Origin of the sequence: Massilia sp. IC2-278, assembly GCF_020708045.1 — a bacterium.
Taxonomy (GTDB): domain Bacteria; phylum Pseudomonadota; class Gammaproteobacteria; order Burkholderiales; family Burkholderiaceae_D; genus Telluria.
This window is the reverse complement of the sequence record NZ_JAJFES010000001.1, coordinates 190,071-204,530: the sequence shown is the minus strand read 5'-3', so window position 1 is coordinate 204,530 and position 14,460 is coordinate 190,071. Positions and strand designations below refer to the sequence as shown.

The window sequence follows — 14,460 nt, the reverse complement described above, 5'->3', positions numbered from 1 at the left end:
AACCTGCCGCTCAACGCGATGCCGCGAACCGGGCGCATGAACCGCGCCACAGTACGCGTAGGCCACAGCAAGGATTCGTTTAGTACGAAGAGATGGATCGCGCCGTCGCAGCCTGGGGCACATGAAGAGCGGCCTGTGGCTACCCGTCGCTCCGGCACCTGGCATCTAGTATCTGACTGGCACAGAAAGGCGCCGCATGGCGCCGGATCGCACCGGATGGCTCGGACGGACAATGCGCCGCAGCGCCGTCCTGGCTGCAGAGAACCGCGACAAGGCACGGCGACGGCGGCAAGCGCCGCATGGGAGCAGTAATCGAAACGCTCGGAAAGCCGCGATGCGGCGCCAAGCGCGCCCACGCGGGGCGCAGGCGCTGCGCCCCTCCGGATCAGGCCACGTAGCCGATCTGCGCCGTCGCCGCGCCGTACTGGGCAGCGCTGGCGCCGAGGCGCAGGGCCATGTCGTTGAACAGCACCCCTTGCGGTGCAATCCCGGCGTGATTGAGGCGCTTGACCGACTCGTTGATCTGCCCTTCGGTGGTGATGCCGGCGCGCGCCACGATAAAGACGGCGCCGGCATGCGCGCCGATGATCAGGGCGTCGGCCACGGCCAGCAGCGGCGGCGGGTCGAGCAGCACCAGGTCGTATTGCTTGCTGACGGACTCGAGCAAGGCACCGAAGTTCAGGTGCAGCAGGAATTCCGAACGGTTCGGCGGCAATTCTCCGGTCGGAATGAAGTCGAGGTTTTCCATGACGTCGTGGTGGATGATGTCCTCGACCGGCATCGAGCCGATGATCGAGCGCGACAGGCCGCGCTCGCGGGCAACGCCGAAGTAGCGGTGCAGGTGGCCATTGCGCAGGTCGGCGTCGATCAGCAGCACGCGCTTGCCGCTGGCGGCCATCACGGCGGCGAAGTTGGCCGCGACGAAGGACTTGCCGATGTCGCGCGTCGGCCCGGCAAACATCACGATGTTGTTCTTGAAGTGGGGCATGGCGAATAGCAGCGCGGCGCGGAAGCTGCGCAGGCTCTCGACAGCCGGATCTTCCGGCAGGATCTGGGCCAGCAGCGGCAGGGCGCCGCCATCGCCGCGCGCCTTGCGCAGCAGCTTGTCCTGGTTGCCGCTGTGCGGGATGGTGGCGTAGACGACCCGGGCATTGAGCAGCTGCTCGATCTTCTGCGGGTCGTCGATGCCGCCCTTCATGGCCTTGCGCGCAAAGGCGAGCAGCGTGCCGAGGAACAGCCCGGTGATCACGGCCAGGGCCACGATCAGCGGACGGTTCGGCTTGAGCGGACGCTCGGGTGCGATCGGCGCGTCGACCAGGCGCACGTTGCTGACGCGGCCAACGGAAATCAGGCGCAGCTGCTGGGCCGTGTTCGACAGGGCCGTGTACAGGTCGGTGTTCACCTTGATGTCGCGCGTCAGGCGCGCCTCGTCCTGCTCGAGCACGGGCAGCGTGCGGATGCGCGCGGCGATCGCCTCGATTTCGGCGTCGACTTCCTTGCGCTGGCGGTTGACGGCGGCGACGATCGGATGGTCTTCGGTGAAGCGCGCCAGCAGCTCGGTCTTCTTCTGCGTCAGCTCGATGCGCCGCGCGCGCGCCGCGGTGGCCTGGGCCAGGCTGACGCGCGCTTCCTCGCGCAGGTCGACGGTGCCGTGCGAATTGCGGAACTGGTTGTAGCGGTCTTCGGACTGCTCGAGCTGGCGCTTCAGGATGGGCAATTGCTTGTTCAGGAAAGCGAGCGACTTCTCGGCTTCCTCGGTCTTGCGCGCCAGGTTCTGGCGCATGTATTCGCGCCCGATCTCGCTCAGCAAGGCATTGATGCGCTTGGCATTCTCCCCCTGCAGCTTGACCTCGATCACGCCGGACTGCTTGCCCTGCTCGGTGATCACCATCGCGGTCTGGATCGCCTGGATGGTGCCGAGGCGCGACTTGCGCTTCAGGCGGAAGCGCGCGCCGGGGTTGGCATTCATGCGGTCGACCTTGATCTCGACGGTGCCGTCGGGCGTGGGCACGCGGTAGCGCTGGCCGACCGTGCCTTCGAAAGCGACGCGCTGGCCGCCGCCGGAAAAGTGATAGCGGTTGACGCCGCGCGCGGTCAGGGTGAATTCGCGGTTGAGCCAGGATTCGGGCACGTCGAACACCGAGACCTCGGCCTTTTCGCCGCCCCAGACATAGCCGCCATAGCCGAACAGGCCGGGCGTGGCCAGCGCGCCATTGTTCTGGGTGGCGAACCAGTAGCCGACCACCGGGAAATACTTCGGCTGCACCTCGATGTAGAGCTGGAGATTGTCGACCGCCTGCGACACGACCATGCGCGACCGCAGCAGCTCCATTTCGGCGATCGCCGCCTTCTTGGTCTCGAACAGCGACGAGGCTTCGCTCAGGATGTTCTTCGAGGCGTTCGGGCTTTCTTCCTCGACGTGGATCATCAGGTTGGCTTCGTACACCGGCTTGGCGACCAGCGCGTACAGCACGGCCAGCAGCGTGATCAGGGCGGTGATGCCGCCGATCAGCCAGCGGCTGTCGTACAGGGTGTTGAAGTGCCCTTTCAAGTCGACGGTCGGCTCGTCGGTCGCGCTCACCGTCGGCCGCGGATCGAAGGGCACGCTCAGGATCGGCGGGCTGTGGGTGACGTGGGCCAGCGAATGGTTGTCGGCGGGTTTGGTCATGGTGTTCTCCGTATGCGTCGAGTGTTCCCCGATAAGGCGCCGACTGCCGTCAGGGCCGGGTGCTGACGCCGACCGCATTCGTCAGCGCGCCCGGGAAGAGCAGGCTCAGGTGGCGGTTCCAGTTGGCCAGCGGCGAAGCGGCCACGTACACCACGTCCTTCGGCCGCAGTTCGAAGGATTCGGCCATCGCCAGCGAGCCGGTGACGCGCGCGTCGAGCTGGAACACGCGGGTGCGCTCGGGCGTCTTGCGCACCACGTAGATCTGGCGCGCGTCGCCGCTCAGGGGACTCACCCCGCCGGTCTCGCCGAGCGCCTCGTTGAGCGTGAGGCGGCCGTTGTGCATGGTGAGCGCGCGCGGGGTGACGACCTCGCCCGACACGAAGACCTTGCTTTCGTCGCGCGAATGCACGCGCACCACGTCGCCCGGCGCCAGCATGACGTTGCCGGGATTGATGCCCTTCTGCACCAGTTCGCGCAGGTTGATGCTGTAGCGCAGGTCGCCGCGTTCGAGGGCGATGCGGCTCTGGTCGGCCGTGGGCAGCAGGCCGCCGGCACGGTTCAGTGCTTCCACCAGGGTCATGGGAATGTCGTTGATGGCCTGCAGGCCGGGCGACTTGACCTCGCCGTCGATGTAGACGCGCTTGCTGCGGTAGGCCTGCACGCGCAGCGTGATATTGGGATTGGCGATGTACTTGGCGATCTTCTGCGTCAGTAGCGCGCGCGCCTGCTCCTCGGTCAGGCCCTCGACCGGCAGCAGGCCGGCGAAGGGAAACTGGATGCGGCCCTGGTGATCGACCACGAAGCCGGGCTGCTGCGCGTTGGCGGTGGCGCCGGCGACGGCCACCGCGGCGTCCGCAGAAGCCGTGGCGGCGGTCATGCCGCCGGCGGCCAGTTCGGGATGGTCCCAGACCACGATCGAGAGAATGTCGCCGCGGCCGATGGTATAGGGCGGCGGGTGCGCCACCAGCAGCTTCGACAGGTCCTGGTTGCCGCGCGCGGCGTAGGCCTGCTGCTCGGCGGCGATCAGCTGCTCGGTAATCAGTTCGGTTGGCGGCGCCGCTTCGGCGCCGCCGGCTTCGGAGTGGAAGCGTGGCCCTCCGGTGCAGCCGCTCAGCGCCAGGACCAGTGCGAGGGCCAGCGCGCGCGCAGGGACAGACGCGGAAGCGAACGCGGGGACGCGCGCAAACGTGCACGTACGGCCTGCGCCAAAAATGCGCAGACGCAAAATTTCTGTTGGTAAATTCATGAGCTTGCCTATGAAAATGAAGCGCCTTGTCTGGCTGACCAAGTCAGCGTAAGGCGTCCACCACAGGCAGCTTTGCTGCAAATCAAACGGCAGGCTCAGGTAGCGCGCGGGGCCGTGCGCCGGCGCCCGAATGCGCTGCGCATACGGGCTTCGGCGCCTCAGCGCACCTCTTCGAGCAGCTTCAGGGTCTCGGCGAAGGTCCAGATGCGGCGGATCTCGATGACATCGAAGCGCGCCGCCACGTTCGGCGGAAACGCGGCGTAGCGCGCATTCAGGTGCACGATGCGGCGTATCGCCTCGTCGATATCGGGGCGTCCGCTCGAGCGCAGGATGACGACCTCGTCGACGCTGCCGTCGCTGCGCACCGCCACGCTGACCAGCGGGTCGTAGCGCGCCGGCGCCGCCGCCACGCGCATCTGGATCTGCGCGGCGGTGCGTTCGATTTTCTGGCGGAAGCTGTCGACATACATGCGCACCGGAACGTCCCGTTCGTCTGCGGCGACGGCGACACGGCGCGCAGCCTCGCGCGCCGCGCGCAGGGCTGCCGGCGGATTGGCCGGGATATCGATACCGCGCATCATCTCGCGCGCACGCAGGGCGAGATCGCTGCCGAGCATGCCGCGCGGGACGGCGCCGGAATTGCCGGCACCGCCGGCGCCATTGCCGCGCCCGGGGCCGGCGTCCGGGCCGGGATCGAAGGCGCTGCCGGCGCCGGGCTGGCCGGCGCGGCCTGCCAGTGCCGTCCGTCCGGCTTCGCGGCGCGCATCCTCGAGGGCACGCTGGCGCTCGGCCTGTTCCGCCTGCTGCGCCTGCATCTGTTCCTGCATTCGTTGCTGGGCAAGCTGCTCGGCGCGGTGTGCCGCCTCTTCTTCCCGCTGCCGCGCCTGCTGTTCGGCCAGGCGGCGCGTGGCGTCGGCTTGCTGGCGGCGTTCCAGCGCCAGGCGCTCGGCTTCCTGCTCGGCGGCACGGCGCGCGCTGGCAAGCGCGGCCTCGCGTGCGCGCCGCTCGTCGTCGAGGTGTTGCCGGGCCAGCTCGCGCTGCTGTGCTTCCTCGCGCTGCTGGGCCAATGCACGCTCGCGCTGCTGTTCTGCCTCACGCTGCTGCGTCAGCGCACGCTGACGTTGCTGTTCTTCCTCGCGTTGCTGCGCGAGTGCACGCTCGCGTTGCAGTGCTTCCGCGCGCTGCCGCTCGGCCAGCGCCTGCTGTTCGGCAAGCGCGCGCGACGCGGCCTCCTGCTCGCGCTGCGCAGCCAACTGGCGCTCGCGTGCCTCGATCACTTCCCGCTCGCGCTGCGCCTGCGCCAGGCTTTGCTCGGCGGCGGCACGTGCGCTGTCCTCGGCCGCGCGCGCCTGCGCCAGGCGGCGTTCTTCGTCGGCGCGCTGGCGCTGTGCCTCCTGCTCCGCCCGCAGGCGATCCTGACGGCGCTCCTCTTCGATCCTGCGCTCGTCGGCAAGCCGTGTCTCCTGCTCGGCCGCCAGGCGCGCCGCGGCAAGTCGTTCCTCCTCTTCACGCGCCAGGCGCTGCGCTTCCTCGGCGGCCATGCGCTCTGCCTCCCCCTCGCGCGCCAGGGCCTCGTCCACAGCATGCGTATCGATGGCAGGCGGGTCGTCCTGGGCGGTCGCCTCCGTGTCGGGCTCGGCCTGGGCCAGCTCAGGTGCCGAATCAAGCGCCGGATCGGGCGGATCGTCCGGGACCAGCTCGGGAGGCGGCAGCCTGAATACGGAATCGGCGTCGTCGAGTTGGGCGATGACCGGCGTCTCCAGGCCCGGCTGCAAGGGCGGCGGACCAGGACGGGGACGGCGCCGCTTTGCCGCTTGCCGTACCGGCTTGGCCGGCGCCGGCGGCGGCGCCAGCGGTACCGGATCGCGCAGCTGGAAACCGGAAGACGGCGGCCGCGGCGCCTGTACCGCGGCAAGCGGCGGCACCGGCAGCGGCGTCATATCGACGGGAGATGCCAGCGCAGGAACAACCGGAGATTCAGGCGCCGGAGTGACAGGAGACGTGGACACGGGCGCCGGCAAGTCCTCGGCGGCAGGCAGCGGCGCCGGGGGCGCCAGCGTGACCATGATCGGCCCCGCACTTCCCGCCTCCATGCCCGGCACGCCGAACTGGATAGCCAGGATCAAGCCATGCACGAGCAGCGACAGCCCGAGGCCGGCCAGCATGCGGCGGTTGGCGCGATCCGAAGCGCGGGGTGCAGTGGCGGAGTGGGTCATGCGCGGCGGCGGTATGGATGAGCTCACAGCTTAACGTTTACTTAAGGAACACTGCGCACGCTAGCATTCCATGGCTGCGTGGACAATACTGGAAGCAGATTGGCGACGAAGGAGGAGCTGCATGCACCCAGGTTTCATTTTCGCGACAGGCATCGAGAACAGCAATCCCACCATCAACGGTGGCCGCACCCGGATGGACGAACTCGAGAAATGCGGCCACTACAAGCACTGGAAGCTCGACTTCGACCTGGTGCAGGAACTCGGCCTGCGCGTGCTGCGCTACGGTCCGCCGCTGCACCGCTGCTATCTCGGCCCCGAGCGCTACGACTGGGAATTCGCCGACCTCACCTTCAACAACCTGCGGCGCCGGAACATTGCGCCGATCGTCGACCTGTGCCACTTCGGCGTGCCCGACTGGATCGGCAACTTCCAGAACCCCGACTTCCCGGAACTGTTCGCGGCCTATGCCAGCGCCTTTGCACGCCGCTATCCCTGGGTGCAGATGTACACGCCGATCAACGAGATGTGGATCTGCGCCGTGTTCTCGACCCTGTACGGCTGGTGGAACGAGCAGATGCGCACCGACGCCGCCTTCGTGACCGCCATCAAGCACGTGGTGAAGGCGAACATCCTGGCCATGCACGCGATCCTGAAGGTGCGCCCGGACGCCCTGTTCATCCAGAGCGAGTCTACCGAATACTTCCACGCCGAGGCGCCGGATGCCATCGGTCCGGCCGAGCTCAACAATGCGCGCCGCTTCCTCGCGCTCGACCTGAACTATGGGCGGCGCGTCGACTCCGAGATGTACGAGTACCTGCTGGATAACGGGATGTCGCGCGAGGAATATCATTTCTTCCTCCAGCACAACCTGAAGCACCACTGCATCATGGGGAACGACTATTACCAGACCAACGAGCACTATGTCTCGGCCGACGGCATGACACGCGCGGCCGGCGAGATCTTCGGCTATGCGGTCATTACCCACCAGTACTACAACCGCTACCGCCTGCCTGTGATGCATACGGAAACCAACCTGTGCCAGGGTCCGGCTGGCGACGAAGCCGTGTACTGGCTGAAGAAGGAATGGGCCAACGTGCTGCGGGTGCGCAACAACGGCGTCCCGCTGATCGGCTTCACCTGGTATTCGCTGACCGACCAGGTCGACTGGGACACTGCCCTGCGCGAAGACAACGGTAATGTGAACGCCCTCGGCCTGTTCGACCTCGACCGCAAGATCCGGCCCGTGGGCGTGGCCTATCGCGAACTCGTGCGGGCCTGGGAAACCGTGCTGCCGACGAAAAGCATCTGCCTGCAGGTGCCGGTGGTGATGCCGCATGAATACGACACCGAACTGTCGACCATCGACCCGCAATCGCCGGTCGGCGGCAGCCTGCTGGGCCAGTGACCGGCCCGGCGCTCAGCGCTGGCGCGGTGTGAAGGTATAGCTTTCGCCGTGCTTCAGGTAGACGACGCCCTCCTCCAGCCCGGCCGCCTTTACTTCGCGCGCGAAATCGGCCAGCGGCGACTTGAACACGTCGTAGTCGTCGTAGTGGATCGGGATCGCCTTTTTCGGACGGATGATCTGCAGCATCTGCACGCCGTCCTTGCCGTCCATGGTCACCTTGAACACGCCCAGGATGCGGGTGCCGCCCAGGTGCAGCAGCGCCAGGTCGATGCCCGGGAAGCGCTGCGGGATGGTCTGGATGTCGTCGTAGACCAGGGTATCGCCGCTGATGTACATGCGGTAGTCTGGCGCGTCGGCATTGGCGCCGAAATCGAGCACGCTGCCCATCACCTTCGGCAGCAGCACCGAGACGCCGGCCGCGCCGTGGCGCCCGGGGGCGGCGGTGATGCGCACGCGCGCCTCGCCCTTGGTCACCTCGAGCCGGTCCCAGACGCTCAGGGCAAAGCGCTGGGTGAAACCGAGGCGCTTGAGCGCTTCGCTGGCCTCCTTGTTGGTGACGATCGGCGTATTGCGCGGCAGCTTTTCCTGGACCAGCTTGTCGAAATGGTCGTCGTGCATGTGCGACAGGATCACCAGGTCGATCGGGGGCAGCTTGTCGAAGTCGATGGCGGGATTCGTGCGCCGCTGCGAAGTCAGGCCGTAACCAAGATGCACGTGCTCGCCCTTGTGCAGGAAATTCGGGTCGGTCATGATGGTCAGGCCGCGGTAGCGGATCAGGACCGTGGCGGTGCCGATGAACTGCACGTTGCCGTTCTGCTCGCTGGCGGCAGCCGGGTCGCCCGCCGGCAGCTTCAGCGTATAGGTGTCGGCGGTTGGCGCCTCCTGGGCAGACACGCCGCCAGCTAGGCCGCAGCCTAGGACAAGAAACAAGACGGTGCTTCCGAACAGACGACAAAAAGACATACCCACTCCGTAATGGCCGGCCCGGCATGGGCGCGCGATGTCGGAACGCTATCATGAAGCCCAGCAGGACGGCGCTTGTTTGCAAACAGATAAGTATCATACCGGCAGGCCTTCGGCTTGCCAGCCTGCCGCCCCTGTGCTTCGGCGCCCCTGCGGCGCTATACTGCGCAAGTTTGTTACTTCATCAACCTTCACCGCTTGCCCGGACATTCACGGACTTCCTATGCCTATGACCCGACGTCTCCTTTCCCGCGCAGTCATGCTCGCCACCCTGGCCAGCGCCGCGTCGCTCGCTTCCGCAGCCCCGGCAGCCACCCCAGCCGCCCCCTCGGCGCCGACCGCCGCAGCACCGGCGGCGGCCATGCCGATCCTGGACCGCATCTCGGCCACAGCCATGCGCGGCAACCTGGCCTTCCTGGCCTCGGATGCGCTGGAAGGACGCGGCACGCCCTCGCGCGGGCTCGACATCGCGGCCGAATTCATCGCCTCGCAATTCCGCGCCGCCGGCCTGGAGCCGCTGGGCGACGAGCCCTACTTCCAGACTGCCGACTGGAACAAGATCAACCCGCGCCGCGACAAGAACGCCGCACCGGCGGCGCCCGCCAAGGTGCGCAACGTGGTCGGCATCCTGCGCGGCTCGGACCCGGTACTGAAAGACACCTACATCCTGGTGACGGCCCACTACGACCACGTCGGTATGAAGCCGGGCGAAGGCGACGGCATCTTCAACGGCGCCAACGACGACGGCAGCGGCACGGTGTCGGTGATCGAACTGGCCAAGGCCTTTGCCGCCAACAAGGAACGCCCGAAGCGCAGCATCGTCTTCATGACGGTGTTCGGCGAAGAACACGGTCTGGTCGGCTCGCGCTACTACGGCGCCAATCCGCTGGTGCCGATCGAAAAGACCGTGGCCGGCATCAACATCGAACAGGTTGGCCGCACCGACGACAACGAAGGCCCGCAGCAGCGCGCCTTTGCCGTCACTGGTTATGACTTCTCGGACGTCGGCGAGATCCTGAAAAAGGCAGGCGACCAGACCGGCATCAAGGTCTGGAAGCATCCGGTGAACAGCGACAAGTATTTCGCGCACAGCGACAACCAGGCGCTGGCCGACCAGGGCATCCCAGCGCACACGGTCAGCGTCGCCTATGCCTTCCCGGATTACCACGGCGCGGGCGACCACTGGGACAAGATCGATTACGAGAACATGGCGGCGGTCGACCGTACGGTCGCGCTGGCGATCTGGAACATCGCCAACGGCAGCGAGGCGCCGAAGTGGAGCAAGAGTAATCCGAAGGCAGCCAAGTACCTGGGTGTCCAGGAAGGACGCCGCTGATTGGTGGAAATGCACGGCCGGACGCGATACGGTCCGGTCGTGCGTCAGGCTCGCGGGCAACGCGTCGGGCAGGATTCGATAGGGAAAAACTGCTTGGCCTGCCCAGCTGGGTTCGAACCAGCGACCCTCAGCTTAGAAGGCTGATGCTCTATCCAACTGAGCTATGGGCAGTCAGTGTCCGGCGGAACGGCCGGAAGAAATGAAAACGGGCCGTCAGAAGACGGCCCGTTATGAAGCTTTGGTCGGAGTACAAGGATTCGAACCTTGGACCCCCTGGTCCCAAACCAGGTGCGCTACCGGGCTGCGCTACACTCCGAATACGCACATCATACTCGCCGCAAGGCGCGGCGTCAATGTGCGCCCTGCTCGAACCGGGTTCCGGCTCAGGCGGCCAGCTTGTCAGCGATCCTGCGCGCCATGCTTTCGGCCTGTTCCGCTTCCTTCGCCTCGACCATCACGCGGATCAGCGGCTCGGTGCCCGAGGCGCGGATCAGCACGCGGCCGGCATCGCCCAGTTCGCGCTCGACGGCTTCCTTTTCGGCGACCATGGCGGCATCCTGGGTCCAGTCGAAGCCAGCCGGCACTTTTTTGTTGATCAGGGTCTGCGGATACAGCTTCAGTTCGCTGCAGCATTCCTGCAGCGACTTGCCGCTGCGCTTCAGGGCCGACAGCACCTGCAGGGCGGAGACGATGCCATCGCCGGTGGTGTGCTTGTCGAGCGCCAGCAGGTGGCCCGAGCCTTCGCCGCCGAGGATCCAGCCGCGCTCCTGCATCACTTCCAGCACGTAGCGGTCGCCGACCTTGGCGCGCGCGAAGCCGATGCCCATTTCCTTGAACGCGACTTCGAGCGCCATGTTGGTCATCAGGGTGCCGACGGCGCCCGCCACCGGGCCGGTGGCCATGCGGTCACGCACCATCAGGTACAGCAGTTCGTCGCCGTTGTAGACGCGGCCGGTGGCGTCGACCATGATCAGGCGGTCGGCGTCGCCGTCCAGCGCGATGCCGAGGTCGGCCTTGTTGTCGACCACGGCCTGCGCCAGGGCCTTCGGTGCGGTGGCGCCGAAGCCGGCATTGATGTTGAAGCCGTCCGGCGTGGCGCCGATCGACACCACTTCCGCCCCCAGTTCGTGGAACACGTGCGGGGCGATGTTGTAGGCGGCGCCGTGGGCGCTGTCGACCACGATCTTCAGGCCGCGCAAATCGAGTTCGTTGGGGAAGGTGCTCTTGCAGAATTCGATGTAGCGGCCCTGGGCGTCGCGCAGGCGGGTGGCGCGGCCGAGCTTATCCGACGGCACGCAGTCCATCGGCTGGTCGATCGCTTCCTCGATGGAGAGTTCGACGCTGTCCGGCAGCTTGGTGCCGTGTTCCGAGAAGAACTTGATGCCGTTGTCCTGGAAGGGATTGTGCGAGGCCGAGATCACGACGCCGGCCTGCAGGCGCAGCGCGCGCGTAAGGTAGGCGATCGCCGGGGTCGGCATCGGGCCGGCCAGCATCACGTCGACGCCGGCGGCCGAGAAGCCTGCCTCGAGGGCCGCTTCCAGCATGTAGCCGGAAATACGGGTGTCCTTGCCGATCAACACGGTCGGGCGGGTGGCCGTGGCATTGTCCTTGGCCAGCACCTTGCCGGCCGCATAGCCGAGACGCATCACGAAGTCGGGGGTGATCGGCGCAACGCCAACCTCGCCGCGAATGCCATCGGTACCGAAATATTTGCGTGCCATGCTTCTTCTCTTTCTTGTGAGGGTCAATCAATGGTCGCCGCGCGCCAGACCTTCAGCGCGTCGACCGTCTCTGCGACATCATGTACTCGAATAATTTTAGCGCCCTGCGCCACCGCAGCCAACGCACCGGCCAGGCTGCCGGCCAGGCGTTCCTCGACCGGGCGGCCGGTGATGGCGCCGATCATCGACTTGCGCGACAGGCCGATCAGCACCGGCAGGCCGAGTTCGTCGGCAATGCGCCCCGTGTTCTTCAGCAAGGCGTAGTTGTGTTCGACCGTCTTGCCAAAGCCCAGGCCCGGGTCGACGCAAATACGTTCGCGGTCGACGCCGGCTGCCTCCAGTGCAGCGATGCGTTCGCGCAGGAAGGCGATGACCTCCGCCACCACGTCGCTGTAGACCGGCTGGGCCTGCATGTCCTGCGGCGTGCCCTGCATGTGCATCACGCACAGGCCGCAGTCACTGTTGACGACCGCCTCGATGGCGCCGGGTGCGCGGAAACCGTTGATGTCGTTGATCATGTCGGCGCCGGCGATGATGGCTTCGCGCATCACCTCGGGCTTGCAGGTATCGACCGACAAGGCCTTGCCGGCTTCCTGCAGCGCGTACAGGGCCGGCATCACGCGTGCCAGTTCCTCGGCGACCGGGACGCTGGGCGAACCGGGCCGGGTGGATTCACCGCCGATGTCGATGATGTCGACGCCGCTGGCCACCATCTCCTCGGCGCGCGAGACCGCGAACTCGAGGGAGCGGTAATGGCCGCCATCGGAAAACGAATCGGGGGTGACGTTCAGGACGCCCATGACGAGGGGACGCCGCCCCAGCTCGAAACGGAAGCGGCCGCACTGCAGGAATTGACGCATAAGGAGAAATACAGAGTGTTAACGAGCAAAAGGCATCCACGGATGCCTTTTGCAGGGGTATTACAGGCCGATCAAGCCGGTGCCGGTGCGTTGGTGGCCACGCCGCCCGAACCGCTGTCGCCAGGAGGCGTACGCTTGGTCAGGATGCTGGACTTCGGCGGATGCGGCTCGCGGCCGGCCATGATGTCGTTGATCTGCTCGGCGTCGATGGTTTCCCAGTCGAGCAGCGCCTTGGTCATCATTTCGACCTTGTCGCGGTTTTCTTCCAGCAGGCGGCGTGCCAGGGCGTACTGGGTGTCGAGGATGGCGCGGATCTCGGCGTCGACCTTTTGCTGGGTCGCCTCCGAAATCGTCTTGGTGGCGCCACCGAAGAAGCCTTCGTTCTCGCTGTCTTCGTAGACCATCACGCCCATGCTTTCCGACATGCCGAAACGGGTGACCATCGAACGCGCCAGCTTGGTCGCACGCGAGAAGTCGTTCGAGGCGCCGGTCGACATCTGGCCAACGAAGATCTCTTCGGCGATACGGCCGCCGAACAGGATCGAGATTTCTTCCAGCATCTTGTCCTTGTAGCCGGACAGCGCATCGTGCTCAGGCAGCTGCCAGGTCAGGCCCAGGGCATAGCCGCGCGGCATGATCGTGACCTTGTGCACGGGGTCGGCCTTTGGCAACAGCTTGGCGATGACAGCGTGGCCAGACTCGTGGTACGCCGTGTTGCGGCGTTCCTCTTCGCGCATGACCATCGACTTGCGCTCCGGACCCATGTAGATCTTGTCCTTGGCGTCTTCGAAGTCGAGCATCTCGACCAGGCGCTTGTTGCGGCGCGCGGCGAACAGTGCGGCTTCGTTGACCAGGTTGGCCAGGTCGGCGCCCGAGAAGCCCGGGGTGCCGCGTGCCAGGATGTCGGCTTTCACGTCGGCGCCGATCGGCACCTTGCGCATGTGCACATTCAGGATCTGTTCGCGGCCGCGGATGTCCGGCAAGCCCACCATCACCTGGCGGTCGAAACGGCCCGGACGCAGCAGCGCCTTGTCGAGCACGTCGGCGCGGTTGGTGGCGGCGATGACGATCACGCCCGAAGTGGCTTCGAAGCCGTCCATTTCGACCAGCAGCTGGTTCAGGGTCTGCTCGCGTTCGTCGTTGCCGCCGCCCATGCCGGCGCCACGGTGACGGCCGACCGCGTCGATCTCGTCGATGAAGATGATGCAAGGCGAATGCTTTTTCGCGTTCTCGAACATGTCACGCACGCGGGACGCACCCACGCCGACGAACATCTCGACGAAGTCGGAACCCGAGATCGAGAAGAACGGCACTTTCGCTTCGCCGGCGATGGCGCGCGCCAGCAGCGTCTTACCGGTACCCGGAGGACCAACCATCAGCACGCCGCGCGGGATGCGGCCGCCGAGTTTCTGGAATTTCGTCGGGTCTTTCAGGAAGTCGACGATTTCGCTGACTTCTTCTTTCGCTTCGTCGCAACCGGCGACGTCGGCGAAGGTGACGCTGTTGTTCGTTTCATCGAGCATGCGCGCCTTCGACTTGCCGAACGAGAAAGCCCCGCCCTTGCCGCCGCCCTGCATCTGGCGCATGAAGAAGACCCAGACGCCGATCAGGAGCAGCATCGGGAACCAGGAGATGAAGACCTGCTGCAGGAACGATGGCTCTTCTGGCGGCTTGACGTCGAAGCGCACGCCGTTCTCGCGCAGGTCGCCGATCAGGCCGCGGTCGAGCATGGTGGCGGTGGCGCGTACCTTGGTGTCGTCGGTCCGGGTGGCGGTGATGTTCGCGCCTTCGATCACGACGTCCTTCACGCGGCGCGCCTTCACATCGTCGAGCAGCTCGGAATAAGCGATGGTCTTGCTGCCACCGGCCGGGCTGTGATTGTCGAACTGCTTGAACAGCATGAACAACAGCAGTGCGACGACCACCCAGATGGCGGATTTGGAAAACATATTATTCACGAAAACTCCTCCGATGCGATCCGCACCATTACCAGTGAGATTGCCGATTTTACCCGCATTAGACATGCTGTGCTACGAGACCACGCT

General features: G+C 66.1%; 9 protein-coding genes and 2 tRNA genes. 2 read left to right on the top strand and 9 right to left on the bottom strand.

Annotated elements, in window-relative coordinates; all coding sequences use genetic code 11:
- Positions 1–385: 385 nt before the first annotated feature.
- The 3 genes from LK540_RS00905 to LK540_RS00895 form a co-directional block, all read right to left on the bottom strand.
- Complete coding sequence (locus LK540_RS00905) at positions 386–2,668, bottom strand: polysaccharide biosynthesis tyrosine autokinase (protein ID WP_229435105.1); 2,283 nt, start codon at positions 2,666–2,668, stop codon at positions 386–388.
- 49 nt (positions 2,669–2,717) lie between these two features.
- Positions 2,718–3,914 (bottom strand): polysaccharide biosynthesis/export family protein, encoded by a 1,197-nt coding sequence (locus LK540_RS00900; RefSeq protein WP_229435103.1) that lies wholly within the window; start codon positions 3,912–3,914, stop codon positions 2,718–2,720.
- A gap of 158 nt (positions 3,915–4,072) precedes the next feature.
- Positions 4,073–6,130, bottom strand: coding sequence for an energy transducer TonB (locus LK540_RS00895; RefSeq protein ID WP_229435101.1), 2,058 nt, complete (start codon positions 6,128–6,130; stop codon positions 4,073–4,075).
- Between the two features lie 121 nt (positions 6,131–6,251).
- Between LK540_RS00895 and LK540_RS00890 the strand changes: the two genes are divergently transcribed.
- Positions 6,252–7,535 carry a family 1 glycosylhydrolase gene (locus LK540_RS00890; RefSeq protein WP_229435099.1) on the top strand — a complete coding sequence of 428 codons (1,284 nt, stop codon included), beginning with the start codon at positions 6,252–6,254 and terminating at the stop codon, positions 7,533–7,535.
- Positions 7,536–7,547: 12 nt separating this feature from the next.
- Here the strand turns inward: LK540_RS00890 and LK540_RS00885 are convergent, their stop codons facing one another.
- Entirely contained in the window at positions 7,548–8,429 is an 882-nt protein-coding gene (locus LK540_RS00885) for an MBL fold metallo-hydrolase (RefSeq protein WP_229435097.1), read from the bottom strand.
- Positions 8,430–8,757: 328 nt separating this feature from the next.
- Here LK540_RS00885 and LK540_RS00880 point away from each other — a divergent pair, with 328 nt between their 5' ends.
- A complete protein-coding gene (locus LK540_RS00880; RefSeq protein ID WP_229435095.1) occupies positions 8,758–9,834 on the top strand; it encodes a M28 family peptidase in 1,077 nt (358 codons plus the stop codon).
- A 94-nt stretch (positions 9,835–9,928) separates the two neighbouring features.
- Here the strand turns inward: LK540_RS00880 and LK540_RS00875 are convergent.
- The 5 genes from LK540_RS00875 to ftsH all read right to left on the bottom strand — a co-directional run bounded on the left by LK540_RS00875 (position 9,929) and on the right by ftsH (position 14,373).
- Positions 9,929–10,005, bottom strand: a tRNA-Arg gene (locus LK540_RS00875).
- A 68-nt stretch (positions 10,006–10,073) separates the two neighbouring features.
- Positions 10,074–10,150 (bottom strand) — tRNA-Pro (locus LK540_RS00870).
- A 67-nt stretch (positions 10,151–10,217) separates the two neighbouring features.
- A complete protein-coding gene (gene glmM, locus LK540_RS00865; RefSeq protein ID WP_229435093.1) occupies positions 10,218–11,555 on the bottom strand; it encodes a phosphoglucosamine mutase in 1,338 nt (445 codons plus the stop codon).
- 23 nt (positions 11,556–11,578) lie between these two features.
- Positions 11,579–12,415, bottom strand: coding sequence for a dihydropteroate synthase (folP, locus tag LK540_RS00860; RefSeq protein WP_229435091.1), 837 nt, complete (start codon positions 12,413–12,415; stop codon positions 11,579–11,581).
- 71 nt (positions 12,416–12,486) lie between these two features.
- Positions 12,487–14,373, bottom strand: a complete 1,887-nt coding sequence (gene ftsH, locus LK540_RS00855) for an ATP-dependent zinc metalloprotease FtsH (RefSeq protein ID WP_229435089.1) — start codon at positions 14,371–14,373, stop codon at positions 12,487–12,489.
- Positions 14,374–14,460 lie beyond the last annotated feature (87 nt).